The sequence below is a fragment of the Streptomyces sp. JLBT605 genome (genome assembly GCF_058215555.1).
The window spans coordinates 5,862,624-5,883,643 of the sequence record NZ_CM177087.1; the positions used below are offsets into that span (position 1 = coordinate 5,862,624).

The window sequence follows — 21,020 nt, forward strand, 5'->3', positions numbered from 1 at the left end:
GACGCGGTCCGCGGCGACGAAGGCCGGGCCCCCGCCCAACGGGGTAGTCACCCGCATGGGGGCGCGCTGCTGCGAGCCGCGGGGGGTATGTGTCCTGCTGGGCAGAGGCCCCGGCACGCGGGAGGCGGTCATCCCGGATCGCCGGTCGGCCCGGCCGTACCGCCTGACGAGCAGAGGAGCCACATCCCGTGTTGACCGGTGACAGCCTGAGCAGCAGCACCTTCGCCATCGAACTCGGCAAGTTCCAGGTGGAGACCGTCCAGAGCGTCTCGGGCCTCCAACTGGAGCAGGACGTCGTGGAGGTCCGCCAGGTCTCTCCGACCGGCGAACTCCTGGTCCGCAAACAACCTGGCGCCCGCGGGACGGGTGAGATCACCATCACCCGCGGCATGGACAAGAGCACCGCCTTCACCGACTGGATCAAAGCCACGCTCGTCAACGCCGACCTCGACTCGGCACGGCAGAACATCACGATCGCCCTGAAGGACGCCCAACAGCAGACCGTGCGCCGAATCCACCTCAGCAACGCCTGGGCATCGCACTGGGAAGGACCATCACTGCGCGCCTCGGACTCGGGGACTTTGACGGAAAAGGTGACCATCACCTTCGAGGACCTCACCGTCGAGTAGCCACCCCACCCCTGGCGGCCGCCCCGACCCGCCGTGCCCTTCTCCATGTCGCGCGACCCCACGTGCGGTGACGCTCAGACGGCCGCTCTGTGAGCCACCGCCGTTGCCGCGGCGGGGAACTCGACGACGATGTCGTACAGGTCCGCGCTTGACATGATCCGCGTCCGTGGATCGTCCTGTGCGGCTCGAGCGCGCTGGTGGAAGTCAGGGTCCACGGTTGCCGCCTCCCACGCCTCGCGGCTCTCCCAGTGGGACACGTTGACGAGCTGGAACCGGGCCCTTGAGGAACGGGCCCGGTGCAGCCGGGAGTCGATGAAGCCGGGCTTGGAACTCATGAGTGCGGCGCGCTGCTCCCACTGGGCGATGAACGCGTCGAGGTGCTCGGTGGATATGTCGAAGATGTTGATGAACGTGACGGCGTTGTCCGGCAGGTCGACGGGTCGGCTGTCTGTGGGCACAGGGAACTCCAGGGGTAGGTGGTGCGACCCGGTTCGCTCGCTCGGGCGGGTGGGTCGGCGGGCGGTCAGGCCCTGCCGCGCAGGGCGGTGAGTTGCAGGATGGCGAACACCGCGACGGGGATGGTCTGCAGGACGGTCCACACCGCGCCGACGGCGTTGGTGTCCCACCAGTCGAGGACGAGGGAGGCGTAGCTCGCGACCACCCACGCGACCCCGGTCACGACGGTGAGCCGCACCGATCCGGTCGGCGGGTGTGCGCGGCCGGCCAGCGCCGCGACGCCCACGCCGATCGTCAGCATCAGGCCGCCGGCGGTCAGCAGCAGCTGGTCACCGACGCCCAGGAGCGGGGCGAGGCGGCTGGAAGCGAAGAGGTAGACCAGACCGAACACGATCATTCCGGCGGCGTCCAGAGTGAGGATGCGACGCAGGTACGCGTGCGCCGGCGTGTGGGGGTTCATCGGGGTGTCGTCCGCGGATGACGGTGTCATTGAGGTCTCCGAGCAGTGGAGGTCACCGGCTGGTGCGCGGCGGGATGTTGTAGTTGAGACGGAAGAGGTTCCGGGGGTCGTATTCGGCCTTCAGAGCGGTCAGCCGCCTGTGATCGTCCGCGGTGTAGGCGGTGCGGGTCCGTTCCTGATCGGCGGCTTCGCCATGGCCCATGAAGTTGAGGAACCGGCCGATGGTCCAGGGCTCCAGGTCCTTGGACATGCGCTCCAGGAAGGCGTGCGCGTCGGCCTCGGAGACGCCAGTCAGGGGAATCAGGACCGCCAGCATGAAGCGCGCGTCGCGATGGCCGACGGCGTTCGGGTGCGCGGGCCGGCGGGCCAGCGAACCGCCCAGGTGGCGTAGTTCCACGATGGCCGGGAGCGTCGCACCGGGGCCGGTGTGGTCGAGGATCGTACGGATCGTGTCGCCGTCCAGATCTGCCAGGAAGGCATTGTCGGCGGCCCACGGCATGGGGACCGGGGGATCGTCGTGGATGTCGGCGCTGTGCGCGTAGGGCATGTCGCGCAGGTTTTCCAGGAGTCGGGGACCGGCCTGGCGAAGCAGTCCGACCAGCCGCTCGCCGGCCTCGGGCGAGCCGTTGAAGGCGATCCGCACATGGCAGACGTGGCGTCCGCGCATCTGCTTGGGCACCTGCGGGTCGTCCGGGAAGGGGATCAGCGCCACCGATGAGTTCATCGCGTCGGGCACCGTGGCGGTCCACTGCCGGTACGCCTCCAGGATCCCGGGGGTCTGCCAGACATCGAAGAAGAGCCCGCCGCCGTACAGTCGGACCACCGGGACCAGGCTGAACTCCATGCCGGTGACGATGCCGAAGTTGTCCCGCCCGCCCAGCAGTGCCCAGTACAGTTCCGGCTCGGCGTCCGGGGTGACGTGGCGCAGCCGCCCGTCGGCGGTCACCACGTCCATGGCCCGCACCCGATCGGCGGCCCAGCCGTGGCTGCGTCCCAGCAGCGCGAGCCCTCCGCCCAGGGTGTAGGAGACGACGCCCACGTGCGGGGCGGAGCCGTTCAACGGCGCCAGGCCGTGCCGCGCCGCCTCGGGGATCAGCTGCTCGAAGCGGGCGCCGGCCGCGACGTACGCGCTGCGGGTCTGCGGGTCCACGCGGACAGCGTCCATACGTCGGGTGGTGACCAGCAGCCCGCCCTCGGCGGTGACCGAGAAGCCGTGCCCGGTGTTCTGCACGGCTACCGGCAGGTCGTGTGCCGCGGCGAAGGCGACGGCCGCCGCCACGTCCTCGGCTCGCGCGGCGCCGACGATCACCTCCGGACGGTGGAGCACGGCCCGGTTGAAGCCGGCGCGTTCCTCGTCGAAACCCTCCTGGCCGGGCAAGAACACAGGCCCCTCACAGCGGGCGGCCAAGGAATCGACGTCGTTACGCTCCACAGTCCTGCTCCTTCGTCGGTGCCAACAGGAGCGATCTTGATGGGCATATATGACATCCGCCGTCATATTCTGCGCGGGTGAAATTCGACCGCCTGCTCTCGATCGTGCTGCTGCTCCAGCACCGTGAACTGGTCCCGGCCAAGGAACTCGCCGAGCGCCTGGAGGTGTCACAGCGCACCATCTACCGCGACGTCGAAGCACTCTCGGCGGCCGGCGTCCCGGTGTACGCCGAGCGCGGCAAGGACGGCGGCATCGGGCTCCTGGCCGGCTTCCGCACCGACGTCACGGGCCTGACCACCGACGAGGCGCGCGCGTTGTTCGTGCTGGCGTCGCAGAGCGCACATTCGGCGCTCGGCCTCGACCAGGCCCTCGGCTCCGCGCTGCGCAAGGTGATGGCCGCGCTGCCCGCCCCGCACCGCCCGGCGGCCGAGTTGACCAGCCGCCGCATCCTCGTCGAACCCGACCGCTGGCACGCCGCGCCCCGCCCCGAGACGGACCTGGCGGCCCTGTACACCGCGGTCCTCAGCGACCGCCGACTACGCGTCCGCTACCGCCACAGCGGCCAGACCACGCTGCGCACCTACACCGTCGACCCGTACGGGCTGGTCGCCAAGGCCGGCACCTGGTACCTGGTCGCCGACCACACGGGCAAACCGCGGCTGCTGAGAGCCGACCGGCTCTCGCGGGTCAGCGTCCTCGAAGCCGAAGCGCGCCGCCGCCCCGGCGTGGAGCTGGCCCAGATCTGGCACGACCTGCGCCGCGAGGTGGAGGACCGCGGCGCAGGCGTCAGGGTCACCGTCCGGCTGCGCCGCGAGCGGCTGGACATGGTGACCCGCATCGCCGGCGGCTACTTCACCGGGCCACCTGTCCCCGAGGCGGGCACCGATCAGTGGCTGCGGGTGGAGGTCGCCTACCCCGTCGTGGAGGCCGTCCGCCACCTGCTGCAGTTCGGCACCGACGTCCAGATCGTCAGCCCTCCCGAGGCCCGCACGGAGATGACCCGCGCCGTCGCCGAGTTGGCCGGACTCTATGGCGCTGTCTGAAACCCGGCGTCGGGACCTGTCGTCGCCGACCTCGGCAAGGACACGCGCGCCGAGCCGGATGCCCAGACCGGGAAGCGCCACCCGCGGATTCTCCACGATCGGGCCGCCGCGGCGCGTGATCCTTCCTCAGCGGAGCCGCGCGGATGCTTGAATGCCGGGGTGAACCCGAGAACCACTGACATCGACGTGCTCCGCGTCTTCTGCGGCCCCGACCACCGCCATGGCAATGCTCTCGGGGTGGTACGCGACGGATCGCGTTTCCCGGACGAGGCGTCGCGGCAGTCCCTCGCCAAGCAACTGGGCTTCAGCGAGACCGTGTTCGTCGACGACCCGGAGCGCGGTGTCCTGGACATCTACACCCCCGGACTGCGGCTGCCGTTCGCCGGACACCCACTGGTCGGCGCGGCCTGGCTGCTTGACGTGGAGCTGCTGGAGCTGCCTGTCGGGGAGGTATTCGCGCGCCATGACGGCGAATTCACCTGGATCACCGGCCGGGCGGAGTGGGCGCCGCCGCGCACTCTGCGGCAGTTCTCCTCAGCCGCCGAGGTCGACGCCCTGCCCGTGCCGGAGCCGGGCGAGTGGGTGTACGCCTGGGGCTGGCAGGACGAGGCCGCGGGCCGGATCCGCGCCCGGGCGTTCCCCGGGCGCGGCGACGGCATCGACGAGGACGAGGCCACGGGGGCCGCCGCGCTGCTGCTCACCCACAGACTGGGGCGGGCCCTGCACATCAGCCAGGGCCGCGGTTCGCAGATCCTGACGGCCCCCGGCCGCGACGGAGTGATCGAAATCGGAGGACGCGTCCGGCTGGAGGCGACCCTGACCCGCTGAGACGGAGCCGCCCCGCTGTGCGGGGTGCCGGCCCGGGGCGTGACAGCTGCGGTGCCCCGTGTGGTTCAGGCCTGCGAAGTGAGCACCTGCTTGCTGTAGCAGTCGCTGTCCAGTTCGGTCACATCGACGGTGAGGGTGACGGTGGTACCGGCCGGGACGGGGACGTGACCGCGGGCGAGGTCCAGCACGGCACGGGACAACTCGCTCTTCACCTCCGAGGTCCGGCCGGAGAGTATCGCCAGCTCGATGTGGACCATCGCCTGATCCGGGGAGCCATCGGCGATGACGGACTCTTCAATCCTCCGAAAGCGCGTCTTGCACGTGTCGATGGACGCCTCAAGGTGCTTGGCGACGAGTGAGTTCAGCGTGAGGCCGAAGGCGCGGCGGTCGAACGCCGCGGAGAGCGGGGCGGAGTAGTCGATGACGATGTGCGGCATGGATGCTCCCGGGTCGAGGGGCGCGCGCGGCGGCGCGACGACGTCGATCTTGAGTCCAACGCAGCGTAAAACAAAGGCCGGGGAGCGTGCGTTCAGCTGACGTGACACGTCCGGCCTCGGCGACGGAACCGACGGTGCGGAGATGCAGGAAATCGGCCGCCTGCAACACGGGCAAGACGAGCAGGCCAGGAATCTGATTACTCAGCGTAGCTGAACACCTTCAATTCGTGAGCCATCTCACGTCTGCGTCTGACCCTGTTTGCGGGGAAAAGATCCCTTGTTTCCAGAAATGAGGCCCTGGATCCCGACGTACAGGTCCTCTACGGTCTCCACCCATGACACTTACATGATCTTCATGTAAGTGGCGAAATGGCCGGGGGAGGGCCAGGGGGATGCTGAGTCGCGCGCGAAAGCGCCGTTGGGGTGGGATGGTCGCGGGGACGCTCGGGGTGGCGCTGTCCGCAGGGTTGTTGCCTGGTGAAGTCGCGCAGGCCGTGGCCTCGACGGGGGCGCACGAAATGAGCGCCGCGAGGTCGTCGCCCGCCCAAGTGAAGTCCGGAACCGACTCGAAGGACCAGAAGACGGCGTTTTCTGAGGACGAGGCCGTTGCACAGGCGAAGAGCTCGCGGAAGAACGTTGAGGTTACTTCGTTGCGGGGCGAGCGACGCGAGGTCTACGCCACTCCGGATGGGCATCTGGAGGCGGTGGAGCACCTGCGTCCGGTGCGGGCTCGGGTGGCGGGTGAGTGGAAGCCGATTGACACCGATCTGACGCGGACCACGGATGGTGTGCTCGCGCCGAAGGTTGCCACGCTGGATCTGGCGTTCTCCGGCGGTGGCGACGGCCCGATGGTGCGGATGACCCGGACGGGTCGCCAGTTGGCGCTTTCCTGGCCGGGCAAACTGCCCGATCCGGCCCTGGATGGCCCGACCGCGACCTATGCGGAGGTCCTGCCGGGAGTCGACCTGCGGTTGACCGCGGAGACCGACGGGTTCTCGCAGCTGCTGGTGGTCAAGTCCGCCAAAGCGGCGGCCAGTCCGGCACTGGAGAAGCTGCGGCTGAGCCTGGACGCCGAAGGTGTCCAGGTGAAGGAAACGACCACCGGCGGTCTGGAGGCTGTGGACGACGGTGCCAAGTCGCCGGTCTTCGAGGCGTCCACGCCCGTGATGTGGGACTCCAGCCGGGCTCCGGGTGCTGCCTCGGCGACTCCGGGCAAGGCCAAGGTGGCCAGTGCCCACGGGGTGGCGGGCGGGAACGGGACGCCGGACGACGAGCCCGGCGCGGGTGAGTCGGGGAAGCTGGCTGCCATCGGTGTGGATGTTCCCGCCGATGGCGGGGCGTTGGTGCTGACCCCGGACCGCGAGGTCCTCAAGGGCAAGGACACGGTCTATCCGGTCTTCATCGACCCGCGGTGGGACACGCCGAAGGCGACGACGTGGACCATGGCCTCGAAGTACTGGGCGAGCTCCCCGCAGTGGAAGTTCAATGGCAAGTCCACCGAGGGCCTTGGGCTGTGCGAGTGGTACTACTGCAATCCGTACGACACCAAGCGCCTCTTCTACCAGATTCCGACCTCCGCCTTCGCGGGTAAGTCGATTCTGTCGGCGGAGTTCGTGGTCCCCAACACCTGGTCCGCCTCGTGTTCGGCGCGCCAGGTGGAGTTGTGGCGCACCAAGGGCATCAGCTCCTCCACGACGTGGAATTCACAGAACGCATCCGGATTCTGGATCGACAAGCTGGCCGAGCGGTCCTTCGCTCACGGCTTCGAAGGCTGTGCCGAGGCCGACGCCGAGTTCGATGTGAAGAGCACGGTCCAGATGGCCGCGGACAAGCGATGGTCGACCACGACCTTCGGGCTCCGGGCGGGGAGCGAGTCGGACCGGTATGCGTGGAAGCGCTTCTCGGACAAGGCGTTTCTGCGGGTGAAGTACAACCGGCCGCCCGCGCAGATCAAGATGAGCCAGCTGCGCATGAAGTACGGCGGCGCATGTGCGAAGCCGGACAAGGCCAAGCGCGTGCGAAGCCGGGGCGAGCTCTACGCCAACGAGATCACCGACCCGGATGGCGATCAAGTGCAGGTGCAGTTCCAGGCGGCCTGGGACGCCGGAGACGGCAAGGGCACCATCGCCCGCTGGAAGCCGGGGCTCACCACGCGAAAGAAGTCGGGTGACAGTTTCACGATCTCGCTGCCGTCGTCGCTCCCGGCGAACAAGACCGTCTCCTGGTACGCACGCACCTATGACGGTGCCCAGTACTCGCCGTGGTCCTCGGCGGGCTCGTCGACCAGCTGCTACTTCGTCTACGACACCAAGGCCCCCGCGGCACCGCGGGTGACCTCGACGGAGTATCCGAACCAGGATCCGGACGAGGCGGACGCGCCGTGGCTGGACGGAATGGGCCAGTACGGAACCTTCACCATCGACGTCCCCGACTCCGACGTCACCCGCTACCGGTGGGGATTCAACGAGGCGTCGGCGCAGCACGAGGTGGACACCGTCAACGGCGCGCCGAGAGCCGTCACCGTCCTGCCGTCGAAGCCTGGGCTGAACGTCCTGGAATTCCAGGCCATCGACAAGGCGGGCAACCTCTCGGAGGTCAGCTACCAGTTCCGGGTGAAGGCCGGGCAGCCGGAGCGAGCGAGCTGGCAGTTGGACGAAGGCGCTGACGCCAGTGAGGCGAAAGGTTCCGCCCCACCGAGGCAGGCCACTTTGCACGGCGGCGCCCGCCCTGGTGCGCCCGGTGTGCTGGGCACTGCCCTGGAGCTGGACGGCACCACCGGCTACGCCGAGTCGGACATCCCGGTGGTCGACACCGACGAGGGCTTCAGCGTCTCGGCCTGGGTGAAGCTCGCCGAGGTCCCGGACCACTCGGCGATCATCGCCGCGCAGCCGGGCAACCATCGCCCGGGTTTCGAGCTGTACTACTCCTCCACGTATGGCCGGTGGGTGTTCAACCAGTACACCTCCGACCATCCTGACGCGGGCGTCGTCCGGGCCATGGCGGCCCAGTCCGGAGGGGTCCAGGCAGGTCAGTGGACCCATCTTGTGGGCTCCTACGACGCGGTCGAGAAGAAGCTACGGCTGTTCGTGGACGGTCGGCAGGTCGGGGAGACCAGCTACACCACGGCGTGGAATGCCCGTCGCGGCTTGCGCATCGGTGCCGGTTCCTACAGCGGCCAGACCGATTCGTACTTCCCCGGAACCATCGACGAGCTGCAGTTCTTCGACAAGCGCATCAGTTCGGAGGAGGTGGCCCGGCTCTTCGCCAAGGAGCGGGTGGGCGCCCCCGGGCGCCCGGCCACCGCCGTCTTCCCCTTCGATGAGGACCCTGACAGCCCGGACAAGACCGTGGTCACCGGTTATGCCGATGTGCTCCCCGCACGCCTGGTCGGCGGAGCCAAGCCCGGAAGCCCCGGAATCAAGGGCAAGGCCCTCACCCTGGACGGGGTGGACGACCACGCCCGCGTCGGAGCGCCGCACCTCAACAGCTCCCGCAGCTTCGCCGTCTCCCTGTGGGCCAAGCTTCCTGAGGACAAGCCCAGCCGATCGGCGGTAGCCCTCTCCCAGGGAGGTATCCACAACGCCGGCTTCGAGCTCTACTACTCCGCGACCTACGACCGATGGGTGGTCAACCAGCACACCTCCGACGCCCCGGACGCCGGGGCGGTGCGTGCCATGCAGCCCGAGGGCAGTCACGCATATGGCTCCACCTGGACCCACCTCGTCGGGGTTCACGACACCGTCGCCAACACCCTGACGCTGTACGTCAACGGCCGGGCGGCCGGGTCGGCGAAGCTGGCCGACGCCTGGTACGCGGGCGGACCGATGTTCATCGGCGCCGGCTCCTACGACCAGAAGCCAGGGAACTTCTTCCCCGGCCGGATCGATGACGTACGGCTGTACGACCGCCCGGTCTCAGCAGGTGAGGTACAGCAGCTGTTCAAGCAGAGCCCGCTGCTCAAGGGACGCTGGCAGTTCGAGGAGCCGACCGGCACGCCTGCCACATCCGCCGACTCCTCCGCGGAACGCAACGCTCTCACCCTGTACGGCAAAGCCAAGATCGGCACGGGCAAGATCGGCGACGGCGGTCTCCAGCTGAACGGTGTCGATCAGTCCGCCAGGACCGGCAAGGTCCCGGTCGACACCGACAAGAGCTTCACCGTCACCACCTGGGCGCAGGCATCCGGCGCACCGGCGAACGGCCCGGTGAGTGTGGTCAGTGCCGAAGGCACGCATGACTCCGCCTTCCGCGTGCGCTATGTACCCGACAAGGATCCGGACGTCCCCGGGCACTGGCAGCTTGCCGCGCCCGACCAGGACGGCTCGCCGAAGACCACCACCGAGGTCGGCAACTATCTCCACAGAGATCCGACCGAGTGGACTCACCTCGCGGTCGTCTACGACGGATTCCTCAAGAGTCTGAGCCTCTACGTCAACGGCGAACTCGAGCAGAGCAGTTGCCTCGACGCGGACGGCGATGGGAAGCCGGACGAGCCGGAATGCGCCGACAGGGTCTCCTGGACGGACGACGTGCTCACCTTCAAGGCGGGAACGTCGTTCCAGATCGGGCGGTCCAAGACCGCCGACCGACAGGGCGAGTACTGGCCTGGCGCGATCGATGACGTCTGGGCATTCCAAGGGGCCCTGACCGAAGGCCAGGTCGCGAGGCTGGCCCACACCTCTTTCGACATGCCCACCGAAGTGCCCAGCGAGTGACGCGGGCTTGACGACGCGGCACCGGATGCGCCCGCCGATCGGCGGCGTATCAGGTGCCGCGCACAGACTTCCTGATTCACCTGCGCACCACCGGCGGGAGCGGTCCCGTCCCTTGGTGGTGCCCTCAGCGAGGGATGGTTTCGAGGAATGATCGGCAGATCGCGGATCCGCATCGGGGCGGGGCTGCGCAGACGGGTGGCGCTCGCCACGTCCACCCTGCTGGTAGCCGGCGCGATTCAGGTGGTGAGCCAGCCGGGCGCCCAAGCGACAGGAAAGGGCTGGCCCGACAAGCCCACGGCCGAGAAGTCGGTCCCGGGTTCATGGCAGCGGAAGGTCAAGCCCCGCACGGTGCAGACGGGCCCAAGGGTGCCGCAGCGAGCGCCTCAGGCCCGATGGGCCAGAGGGGGCACCGTGAAGGTGAGGATCCCCGCGGCCTCCGGCGGCAGCCGCTCCACGCTCACCGCCGCGGGAGATCTGCCCATCGCCCTGACGGCAGCCAAGCCCGGCAAGCGGCATGCATCGGCGTCCGGAGGCGCTCCGCGGACCGTCGAGACCCGGGTCCTGGACCATGCCAAGGCCCAGAGGGCAGGAGTGGCCGGCCTGCTGTTCACCCTCACACCGCAAGAACAGCCTCGGCGCGCGTCCAACTCGCCCACCGACCCTGGTGTCGGGATCCGAGTCGACTACTCCGCCTTCTCCGAGGCGTACGGCGGCGGCTACGCGTCGCGCCTCAGATTGTTCGAGCTCCCCGCCTGTGCGCTCACCACGCCTACGAGGGCCGCCTGCCACCGCGCGACACCGGTCATGGCGGTCAACGACACCGAGCAGCAGACGCTCACCGCGCAGGCCGTGCGGCTGCGCGCCGGCAAACCGGCCGTATTGGCGGCGGCGGCAGGGGAAGCCGGCGCCAAGGGCGACTTCAAGGCGACCTCGCTGTCACCCTCGGCGACCTGGAACACCAACCTCAACACCGGTGACTTCACCTGGTCATACCCCATGGCTCTGCCGGAAGTGCCCGGAGGGCTGAAGCCGAGCGTCGGGCTCGACTATTCCTCGGCCTCCATCGACGGCCGTACCGGAGGAACCAACAACCAGTCCTCCTGGGCCGGCGACGGTTTCGAGATGTGGCCGGGCTACATAGAGCGCCGCTACAAGCCCTGTGCGGAGGACGGGGTCAAGAATTCGGACGGCAACAAGCCGGGTGACCTGTGTTGGGGCTATGACAACGCGATCCTGTCGCTGAACGGCGGTACCGGCGAGCTGGTCCCCGCCGGCGACGGCGAGTGGAAGCTGAAGAACGACAACGGCACCCGGATCAAGCGTCTGACCAGCGGTGCCCGTGACAACGGGGACAACGACAACGAGTACTGGGTGGTGACCGACCCCAGCGGTACCCGTTACTACTTCGGCTACCACAAACTGGACGGCTGGACGTCCGGCAAGGAGACCACCGACTCCACCTGGACCGTTCCGGTGTACGGGGACGACGCGGGGGAGAAGTGCCATGCCGACGCCTTCAAGGACTCCTGGTGCCAGCAGGCATGGCGCTGGAATCTGGACTATGTCGTCGATGTCCATGGCAACGCGGCGGCCTATTACTACACCAAGGAGACCAACTCCTACGGCCGGAATCTCAAGGCCGAGGACGACACCCCGTACACCCGGGGCGGCTATCTGGACCGGATCGAGTACGGGCTGAGGTCCGACCACCTCTACACGGACAAGGCCCTGGGCCGGGTCACCTTCACCAACACCGAGCGCTGCATTCCCGCGAGCGGCGTCAGCTGCGACGCGGGCGACATCGACAAGAACCGTCAGTACTGGTACGACACCCCCTGGGACCTGAACTGCAAGGCGGGCACCAAGTGCGACCAGGGGCGCCTGTCGCCGACGTTCTGGACCCGAAAGCGGCTGACCGAAGTCACCGCGGAGGTACTCAAGGACGGTTCGTACACCAAGGCGGACTCCTGGAAGCTGACCCACCGCTGGGGCACGGCCGACGTCGACTACCAGCTGTTGCTCGATTCCGTCCAACATGTCGGCCACACCGCGGCGACCCCGGTCACCGTGCCGAAGACCACCTTCGCCTACACCCAGCTGCAGAACCGCCTCGACAAGACCGGGGACGGCAAGGCCCCGTTCATCAAGGACCGGCTGTCCACGGTCTCGGACGAGAGCGGCGGCGAGATCGGTGTCAACTACTCCGCGCCGGTCTGCGACCGCAATGACCTGCCCACACCGGAGACCAATACCACCCGCTGCTTCCCGCAGTTCATCGGCGGCGATCCCAGTGACGCCCCGGACAAGGAGTGGTTCAACAAGTACGTGGTCGAATCCGTCACGGCGACCGACCGTATGGGTGGCGCACCCGACCAGGTCACCCGCTACGCCTATCTCGACGGAGCCGCATGGCACTTCGACGACGATGACGGCCTGACCAAGGAGAAGTACAAGACCTGGTCCCAGTGGCGCGGCTACGGCCATGTCCGGATGCAGACCGGCGGCCAGGGCGCGGGCGGCATGAAGTCCCAGGAAGACCACTACTTCCTGCGCGGCATGCACGGTGACAAGGCGGATTCCTCCGACCGTACGAAGACGGTGAAGATCTCGCTCGGCGAGGGCGAGGGCGACCCCATCACCGACCACGAGTCGGTGGCCGGCTTCGAATACAAGACCGTGAAGTTCTCCGGGCCGGGAGGAAAGATCCTGGAGAAGGCGGTCAGCCGGCCCTGGCACCATGAGACCGCCCGGCGGACGCGAAGCTGGGGCACGGTCACCTCCAACTTGGCCGGAGTCGACGAACAGCAGAAGTTCGAGTCACTCGACGGCGGGTCAGGGGCCAAGTGGCGCACCTCCGCCGTCTCGACCAAGCACGACACGGTCGCGGGCCGGGTCATCGAGGTGGACGACCACCAGGACACCTCGACCGCCGCTGATGACAGCTGCGTGCGCACCACGTACGCCAGCAATACCTCCGCCAACCTTCTTGATCTGCCGGCCCGCGTCGAATCCGTCTCCAAGGCCTGCGGCGCGACCGTCGACCGCTCCGAGGACGTGATATCCGACGTCCGCACCGCCTATGACGGCGGCGCCTTCGGCGCCAACCCGACCAAGGGTGACCCGACCGCAATCGCCACCCTCAAGAAGCATGACGGGAAGACCGCCACCTACCTGGAATCCGGGGCCGGCTACGACTCCTACGGCCGGGAGCTGACCAACACCGACCTCGTGGCGAACGTCGTCTTCGACATCGACGGCAAGGAGCAGTCCCGCACCAAGCGCACCGACGGACGGACCACCACCACGGTCTACACCCCGGCCACCGGGGTGCCCACCCAGGTCACGGTCACCGACCCGCCGGTCAAGCCCGGCGACGCGAGCACCGCCTACACGGCCAAGACGCTCCTGGACCCGGTGCGGCAGCAGCCCATCACCGAGTTCGACATCAACGGCAAGCGCACCGACTACTCCTACGACGCGCTCGGACGCACGACCGGCGTGTGGCTGCCCAACCGGTCCAAGGCCGGCGGGGACACCCCGAACCACCAGTTCACCTACCTCACCACCGAAGGCAAGCCGGTCGCCGTGGCGACTTCCACGCTGGGTCCGAAGACCAGGCAACTCACTTCGTACACGGTGTACGACGGCCTGCTGCGCGAGAGGCAGACGCAGGCCCCCGGTCCGGAGGGCGGCGCCGTACTCTCCGACACCTTCTACGACGAGCGCGGGCTGGTCACCAGGACCTTCGCCCCGTACTTCGCGGAGGTCAAGCCGTCGGCACAGCTGTTCCAGCCGGACAACGCGCTGAATGTGGAGACGCAGAGCCGTCATACCTACGACGGGCTGGGGCGGGAGACGGAGTCCCGGCAGATCGCGGGCAACGGTGACGGCGGAACGGTGCTGTCGACCACCCGCACCATCCATGGCGGCGATCGGGTCACCGTGATCCCGCCCGAGGGAGGGACGGCGACCACCACGGTCACCGATGCCCAGGGCAGGACGGTGGAGCTGCGTGAGCACCACACCCGCGACGCCGACTCCGCGGCCGACACCACCCGCTACAGCTACACGTCTCGTGGCCAGTTGGAGAAGCTCACCGACCCTGCTGGCAACACCTGGAACTACGAGTACGACCAGCTCGGACGCCAGATCGCCGGCACCGACCCGGATCAGGGCACCACGCGCAGTACCTACGACGACCGCAGTCAGCTGACATCCACCACGAATGCGCGGAAGACCGACAACAAGCGCTTCTACTTCTACGACGGCATCGGCCGGCAGACCGAGGTACGCAAGGACTCGGCCACCGGGCCACTGCTGACCCAGCAGACGTACGACACCGTCAGCGGCGCCAAGGGACAACCGGCCACCTCGACGCGCTTCGTGGACGGCAACGCCTACACCACCAAGACCACCGAATACGACCAGCTCTACCGGTCGAAGATGACGCAGGTCGTCATCCCGGCCTCCGAGGGAGCGCTGGCCGGCACCTATCCGACCGCAACCAGCTACAACACCAACGGGACCCTGGCGGCCATCAGCTTCCCCAAGGCCGGTGCCCTGCCCGGCGGCACGGTCGTCTACGAGTACGACGACATCCTCAGGCTGAAGTCCACCAGCGGCCCCGCGGGCGAGAAGTCCACCGTCACCTACAGCCGCACCGGCAAGCCGCTGCTGTACGAGCTGGGCAGCGGCGACGTCAAGAAGATCGAGCAGCGCAACGCTTACGAGTGGGGCACGCAGCGCCTGGCCGGCAGCCAGCTGGTCGGCGCCGAGGGCTCGGGTCTGGGCCGGAATGTCAGCTACGGCTACGACCCAGCCGGAAATGTCACCTCCATCTCGGAGACCTCGAAGGCCGGCACGGACACCCAGTGCTTCCGTTACGACTATCTGCGGCGCACCACGGAGGCATGGGCCCAGGGGACCAAGGCATGTGCGGCCTCTCCCTCCGCGAGCGAGATGGGCGGCCCGGCCCCGTACTGGCAGTCCTTCACCTACGACAAGACCGGCAACCGTCTCACCGAGACCTGGCACGACCCCTCGGGTGACGCGGCGAAGAACGCCGTCCGCAACTACCACTACCCGCCGTCCGGCCCCGGCGTGAGCCATGCCCACCGGCTGGAGCAGGTCGACACCGTCGAACCCACCGGCACCAGCAAGGAGACCTACGAGTACGACGAGGCGGGCAACACCACCAAGCGGACCCTGTCCGGGGACGCCCAGGATCTCCTCTGGGACCCGGAGGGCCACCTGGCGAAGGTGACCAAGCCCGGGAAGGACGGCTCGCCGGAGGTCACCGAGTACGTCTATGACGCCGGCGGGAACCGGCTCATCGGCAGGACCGCCAAGGAGACCACCCTCTACCTCGGCCACACCGAGATCACTCTGCCCAAGGGCGCCACGACCGCGAAGGCCACCCGCTACACCGACCTCGGCGGCGGCCAGCAGGCCGTCCTCACCGACGACGGCAAGGTGTCCTTCACCATCGGTGACCACCACGGCACCGGGGAACTGGCCATCGACGCCACGTCCCTGAAGGCGACCCAGCGCCGTACCACGCCCTTCGGCGCCGTTCGCGAAGGCGGCGACAAGCCATGGCCCGGCACCAAGGGCTTCGTCGGCGGCACCACCGACACCACGACGGGCCTCACCCACCTCGGCGCCCGCGAATACGACCCGATGACCGGCCGGTTCATCTCCGTCGACCCGGTCATGGACACGGGCAACCCCCAGCAGCTGCACGGCTACGCCTACGGCAACAACAGCCCCGCCACCTTCTCGGACCCATCCGGGCTGTTCTTCGGTGGTCTCTTCGGCGGTTTCGGTGGTCTCTTCGGTGGTTGGGACCCCATCGGCGATCTCGGGGACGCGTGGGATAGCGGCTGGAGCTCAACCAAGAGCTTCGGCAAGGGCTTCGCCCACAAGACCGTCGACTTGTCCTACGACCTGGCTGAGGGCACCTACCGGCTCTTTGGCCAGAACGACAAGGCCAACGCGATCAGGGCTGATCGCGAAGGCAGAAACCTCTTCAGCGTCCACAAGACCCTCAAGGACGCCATCGGCAAACCGGAGAACAACCGCGCATACGGCTTCGGCTCCTTCGTCGCGGAACTCTTCTTCCCCTTCCTGCCCGGGGCCACCGGTGCCGCCGGCGTCACCGGCAAGGCCACCGCGAAGACCGGCAAGATATCGAAGATTTTCACGTCGCTCTTCAGAAAGGCTCCCAAGAAGGCCGCGTCCTCCGAGGCTGCCAACATCCCGGCCAAGGCGGCACCGAAGGCGGCCGCAGCCGAGACCAAGGCGGGAGCCACTGCCTCGGCCGGAGTGCCATGTCACAGCTTCCTGCCAGGCACCGGGGTACTGCTGGCGGACGGCTCGACCAAGCCCATCGAGGACGTCAAGACCGGCGACAAGGTGACGGTCACCGACCCGGAGTCGGGCGACACCACGACCCGGGAAGTCGTCGGCACCATCGTCACCGAGGACGACAAGCAATTCGTCGACCTCACCGTGACCACGGACCGCGACAAGTCGGCCGGTGGCAAACCGGAAGCCGCGCTCATCTCGACCGTCACCCATCCCTTCTGGGTGGAGTCGGAGCACAGGTGGATCGAGGCTGGCGACCTCGAGCCGGGCATGACTCTGCACACCGCGGACGGCGGCGTCATCACGGTCCGGGCGGTGCGTCATTTCGAGCAGCGCCAGCGCACACATGACCTCACGGTCAGCGGGATCCACACGTACTATGTGCAGGTTGGGACCAGCCCGGTCCTCGTTCATAACTGCAACGCAAATGGCGAATCCGAGGTTAGGATCCCCGAGTGGGCCACAGATGAAGAGGCGCAGCAGTTCGCGGACTACGTAGATGCGGCCAATGACGCCGTTGCGAGGGGTCAGATGTCGCCCACTGGTCGGGTTTCTACCGCAGGTTCCATCAGAAGGGAGGCGGCCCGTGAGGCAGCGAGCGAGCGGCGCCGTGCGGCGGCGGCTGGAACTCCTTACTCTGGCGTTGCCGGGCATGCTCCGGATGCGATGTGGCTGGGCCACGGGAAGCCGCCAACCTGGATTGATATGACGAAGCGGGTGAACAGCAGTCTTTCTGCCCAAGGGCAGCGCTGCCCGGTGGGGTGCAGCCCCAGGAGGTTCGTGCTGGTGGATAACAGGGGTGGCGGTGTCTGATTGGTCGGCGCTTTTCGCGGAAATGGAAGCGGCTAAGCGCCGGCTGGCGGCCAGTGACCGAGACGGTCTCTGGCGCCAGGAGTCACGTCGACCTCCGGCCGAGCCGGAGCGGATCGCAGAGATTGCTGCAGTGACGCACTGTCCTGTGGACCCTGAGTACGCCGATTTCCTGCTGCATGCGGACGGTTGGTCGGCCATCTTGCAGGACATCGACCTGTTTGGGACGGCGGACTTCAGCAGTGTCGCTTACGCCGAGGCCGAGGAACTCGTGCGTGTGATCGAGGATGAGGTGGAGATTGAGCGAGGGGATGACTTCACCCGCTTGATTCCCATCGGTGCGTCACGAACGGACATCGATATCCTCGTCATGCCGTGCACGAGAGAGTTGAATCGACCGGCGCCGGTTATCTGGCTTGCAGGCGGGGAAATCGAAAGATATCGAACCTTCTCGGATTTCTTCCGAGGGATGATTGCCGAGAACCATGCCGAGGCGGACGCTATGGCGTGAACTCCCCAGAAGGTTCGATTATTGTCTTCGTGGCGATAGCAAATTGAAAGCCCCGTCAGGTGCGTCCTGGCGGGGCCTCTGCGTGGGGTGACGGCAGTAGTTGACGGCAACGCCAGTGGACGGTGGCTCCGCACAGTGGGTCAAGCGCAACCATCCGGGACGGAACCGGGTGTCGGCGTCAACTCGGTGGGTCGGCTTCGGGGCCCTGTTCCAGCGGGGCCGGTGCGGAGTCCGCGTAGGGCATCGCGGTCTTCTCGTCGCTTTCCGAACCGATCACGCGGCCCACTGCCACTCTCGCCGCGGTCACGAACGCGGCGATCGCCGGGTGGGTGCCGCCGCCCGCGCGGAAGGCGACCTTTGACCGGCGGAACAACGGCAACTTGGTCAGCACCACACCGGCGGGGCTTTGCGCGGTGGCCATTTCCGGTACCAGTCCCGCCCCTTGGCCGGTGGCGGCCAGGGCCAGCACGGTGCGGAAGTCGTTGACCTGGTGGCGAATCCTCGGTTGGAATCCGGCCGCCTGGCAGGCGCGCACCGCCATCGCGTGGCCGGTGGTGCCGTCTCGTGCGGTGATCCACGGGACGTCAGCACAGGGTCCGAGCAGCCCTGCCAGCGTGTCGCTGCGGCTGGTGGTGCTGGTCGCGGTGTTGGTGACGAGGTACATCGGCTCCTCCAGCAGGGGGACCTCGTCCACCGTGGTGTCCGGTGAGGCGGGCACGAAGTCGTAGTCGTGGACGAGGGCCACGTCGAGTTCGCCGGCTCGCAGGCCGTCCGAGACGCGCGCGGAGTCGATCTCTCGCACCATCGGTTCCAGCGCGGGATGCCGCTGGGCCAACTCGGCCAGCGCGGCGGGCACGATGGTGTGGCCGGCGGAGGGGAAGGTTCCGATCCGTAGCGGCCCGCCGATGCCCTCCCGGGCGCCGGCCAGCTCGGCGACCGCCAGCTCGAGGCGTTGCAGCACGGCGTCGGCGTGTACGACGAGGGATCGGCCCGCGGGCGTGAGGATCACCCGCCTGCCGCTGCGTTCCAGCAAGGCCACGCCTGCCTCGCGTTCCAGCACGCCCAGTTGCTGGGAGACGGCGGATGCGGTGAAGGTCAGCGCTTCGGCCACGGCCGCGATCGTGCCCCGCCGGTCCAGCTCGCGAAGCAGGTAGAGACGACGAACATCAAGCATAAGCTCAGCTTAGGCATGACGGTAGAAATCAGAACTGGATCTACCGGATCAGTGTGGGTCAGGGTTGAACCATGAAGCCCAATCCGATCTTCAACGGCCTGTACGTCCCCTTGGTGACTCCGTTCACCGACGACCTGCGTTTGGCCCCCGACGCTCTGGCCCGACTCGCCGACGAGGCGCTGTCGGCCGGCGCCTCGGGACTCGTCGCCCTCGGCACCACCGCGGAAGCGGCCACGTTGACCGAGGAGGAGCAGGCGACCGTGGTGCGCATCTGCTCGGCCGCCTGCCGGGCACACGGCGCCCCGCTGATCGTCGGCGTCGGCACCAACGACACCGCCACCGCCATCACGTCGCTGCGGGAGCTGGCGGACAGCGGTGACGTGGCCGCGGCGCTGGTTCCCGCGCCGCCCTACATCCGGCCCGGCGAAGCGGCGACACTGGCGCATTTCACCGCCCTGGCCGAAGACGGCGGCATACCGCTGATCGTGTACGACATCCCGTACCGCACCGCACAGACTCTCAGTGCCGGCACGATCGCCGACCTCAGCCGCATACCAGGGATCGTCGGGATCAAGCACGCGACCGGCGCGATCGACGCGACCACGGTGGAGTTGCTCGACTGCCCCCCGCCCGGCTTCGCCGTGCTCGGCGGCGACGACATCGTCATATCACCGCTCGTCGCGGCGGGTGCCCACGGCGGAATTCTCGCTTCGGCCAATGTCCGCACCGCCGACTACGCCGAACTGATCTCGTTGTGGCGTCGCGGCGCGGGTACACCCGCCCGCAGGCTCGGAGCCGAGCTTGCCCGACTGTCCGCCGCCCTCTTCGCCGAACCCAACCCCACAGTGATCAAGGGGGTGCTGCACGCTCAGGGACGCATTCCCAGCCCGGCCGTCCGGATGCCGTTGCTGGCCGCCTCCACCGACACCGTCCGCCGAGCGGTGTCCCTGGCCGGAAGCCGCGCACCGCAGGCGTCCCCGGCCTGATCTCACGCGGACATCCCCAAGTGCCGGTGACCGCGGCACGGGGATCAGGCCGGGGGAAGATGTGCGGCGACGTACGGCACAGCGACGGTCTCCAGGCCGCGGACGGTGCCGAACATGGGGTGGACGTTGACTTCGAAGACCACCCCGCCGCTTTCGGCTGCCAGGTCCACTCCCGCGAACGGCAGACCGAGCGACTTGGTCGCCGAGATCGCCAGCTCGGCCAGCCCGGTCGGCAGGTCCTCCTCGGGGAGGAGGGCGGAGCTGGCGCCCTGGCTCTCGTTGCACGGGGCGTCGGGGTCCGGCTGGATGTGCTCGACCGCGCGCAGCACGCGCCCGCCGAGCACCACGACCCGGTACTGGTGGCGCCGCCCGTCCGGGGTGAAGTTGGCGGCGTCGCGGGAGATCAGCCAGTCGGCGTCCATGGCGGCGTAGTGGCGTGCGGCGGCAGTGAGTTGGGGGTGGGTGGTGACGTGGAAGACATCGTGGCCGCCCATGCCGATGGCCGGCCGGGCCCAGACGTCACCGCCGAGGTGCTCGAACGCCTCGGCGGCCTCCTTCGCGGTCGGCCGCGAGAAGGCGGTGGTGGGCATGTGCGCTATGCCGTCGCGCAGGAAGCATTCGACGGTGCGGTCCTTCTCGGTCGCCGCCCGCCACGCCTGCCCGTCGGTGCCCAACGACCGGGCGCCGTGTGCGCGCAGCAGGCGCTGGCAGTCCTCGAAGTCCCGGCGCCGGTGCGGTGGGATCTCGTAGACCAGCACGGTGTCCGTGGTCACCACCGCCCCGCCGCCCTCCAGCCGCAGCCCGTCGCCGTCCGCTGCGATCCGGCCGCTTCCGCCGCTCATGAAGTGCCGCGCGTCCAGCAGGACCGGCTCCCTGCCGGTGAGCATGTGCGCCGCGGCACCGAGCAGCTCACGGCTGCCCTCGGCCGAGCTGTGATCGGTCATCAGAACGAGCTCGCTCAACGCCATACAGGTCATCGAACTGAGTGCGGCCCTCGCCCGGCAACACCCTCTCGTGCGCCACCGCGCACCCACATGGCCGGAAACGGTGACTGCCGCGGCTGCCCGGCAGGATCACCGGACGTCGTGCGACTCCGCCGAGGCCGGGTACGCGTCGGCCGGGGCTTCCCCCGCCGGCGCGGCCCGGTCGGCGGGGCGTTCGTGCCCGCGCGCA

At 68.3% G+C, this 21,020-nt stretch carries 13 protein-coding genes; 7 read left to right on the forward strand and 6 right to left on the reverse strand.

Annotated elements, in window-relative coordinates; translation table 11 throughout:
• Positions 1–188 precede the first annotated feature (188 nt).
• A complete protein-coding gene (locus AC4BDD_RS25820; RefSeq protein ID WP_490687843.1) occupies positions 189–629 on the forward strand; it encodes a phage tail protein in 441 nt (146 codons plus the stop codon).
• A gap of 74 nt (positions 630–703) precedes the next feature.
• Here the strand turns inward: AC4BDD_RS25820 and AC4BDD_RS25825 are convergent, their stop codons facing one another.
• From AC4BDD_RS25825 to AC4BDD_RS25835, 3 genes are all read right to left on the reverse strand, one after another.
• On the reverse strand, positions 704–1,087 hold the full coding sequence (locus AC4BDD_RS25825) for an antibiotic biosynthesis monooxygenase family protein (protein WP_490687844.1): 384 nt from the start codon (positions 1,085–1,087) through the stop codon (positions 704–706).
• A gap of 65 nt (positions 1,088–1,152) precedes the next feature.
• Positions 1,153–1,575: a hypothetical protein gene (locus AC4BDD_RS25830; RefSeq protein ID WP_490687845.1), complete on the reverse strand. Its 423-nt coding sequence runs from the start codon at positions 1,573–1,575 to the stop codon at positions 1,153–1,155.
• A 22-nt stretch (positions 1,576–1,597) separates the two neighbouring features.
• Positions 1,598–2,977 (reverse strand): FAD-binding oxidoreductase, encoded by a 1,380-nt coding sequence (locus AC4BDD_RS25835; RefSeq protein ID WP_490687846.1) that lies wholly within the window; start codon positions 2,975–2,977, stop codon positions 1,598–1,600.
• 77 nt (positions 2,978–3,054) lie between these two features.
• On the opposite strand from AC4BDD_RS25835, the gene AC4BDD_RS25840 reads away from it, so the two are divergent.
• Entirely contained in the window at positions 3,055–4,020 is a 966-nt protein-coding gene (locus AC4BDD_RS25840; RefSeq protein WP_490687847.1) for a helix-turn-helix transcriptional regulator, read from the forward strand.
• Between the two features lie 159 nt (positions 4,021–4,179).
• A complete protein-coding gene (locus AC4BDD_RS25845; RefSeq protein WP_490687848.1) occupies positions 4,180–4,848 on the forward strand; it encodes a PhzF family phenazine biosynthesis protein in 669 nt (222 codons plus the stop codon).
• A 65-nt stretch (positions 4,849–4,913) separates the two neighbouring features.
• Here the strand turns inward: AC4BDD_RS25845 and AC4BDD_RS25850 are convergent, their stop codons facing one another.
• Positions 4,914–5,285, reverse strand: a complete 372-nt coding sequence (locus tag AC4BDD_RS25850) for a 5-carboxymethyl-2-hydroxymuconate Delta-isomerase (protein ID WP_490687849.1) — start codon at positions 5,283–5,285, stop codon at positions 4,914–4,916.
• Between the two features lie 650 nt (positions 5,286–5,935).
• On the opposite strand from AC4BDD_RS25850, the gene AC4BDD_RS25855 reads away from it, so the two are divergent.
• The 3 genes from AC4BDD_RS25855 to AC4BDD_RS25865 all read left to right on the forward strand — a co-directional run bounded on the left by AC4BDD_RS25855 (position 5,936) and on the right by AC4BDD_RS25865 (position 17,687).
• Positions 5,936–10,000: a LamG-like jellyroll fold domain-containing protein gene (locus AC4BDD_RS25855; protein ID WP_490687850.1), complete on the forward strand. Its 4,065-nt coding sequence runs from the start codon at positions 5,936–5,938 to the stop codon at positions 9,998–10,000.
• A 147-nt stretch (positions 10,001–10,147) separates the two neighbouring features.
• Positions 10,148–17,179, forward strand: a complete 7,032-nt coding sequence (locus AC4BDD_RS25860) for a polymorphic toxin-type HINT domain-containing protein (RefSeq protein ID WP_490687851.1) — start codon at positions 10,148–10,150, stop codon at positions 17,177–17,179.
• A complete protein-coding gene (locus AC4BDD_RS25865; RefSeq protein ID WP_490687852.1) occupies positions 17,166–17,687 on the forward strand; it encodes an SMI1/KNR4 family protein in 522 nt (173 codons plus the stop codon). Before AC4BDD_RS25860 ends, AC4BDD_RS25865 begins: the two co-directional genes overlap by 14 nt.
• A gap of 178 nt (positions 17,688–17,865) precedes the next feature.
• Here AC4BDD_RS25865 and AC4BDD_RS25870 read toward each other — a convergent pair whose 3' ends face one another.
• Positions 17,866–18,861 (reverse strand): LysR family transcriptional regulator, encoded by a 996-nt coding sequence (locus AC4BDD_RS25870; RefSeq protein ID WP_490687853.1) that lies wholly within the window; start codon positions 18,859–18,861, stop codon positions 17,866–17,868.
• A gap of 71 nt (positions 18,862–18,932) precedes the next feature.
• Here AC4BDD_RS25870 and AC4BDD_RS25875 point away from each other — a divergent pair, with 71 nt between their 5' ends.
• Positions 18,933–19,847: a 4-hydroxy-tetrahydrodipicolinate synthase family protein gene (locus AC4BDD_RS25875; protein ID WP_490687854.1), complete on the forward strand. Its 915-nt coding sequence runs from the start codon at positions 18,933–18,935 to the stop codon at positions 19,845–19,847.
• A 44-nt stretch (positions 19,848–19,891) separates the two neighbouring features.
• On the opposite strand, the gene AC4BDD_RS25880 is transcribed toward AC4BDD_RS25875, so the two are convergent.
• Positions 19,892–20,815 (reverse strand): ATP-grasp domain-containing protein, encoded by a 924-nt coding sequence (locus AC4BDD_RS25880; protein WP_490687855.1) that lies wholly within the window; start codon positions 20,813–20,815, stop codon positions 19,892–19,894.
• Positions 20,816–21,020 lie beyond the last annotated feature (205 nt).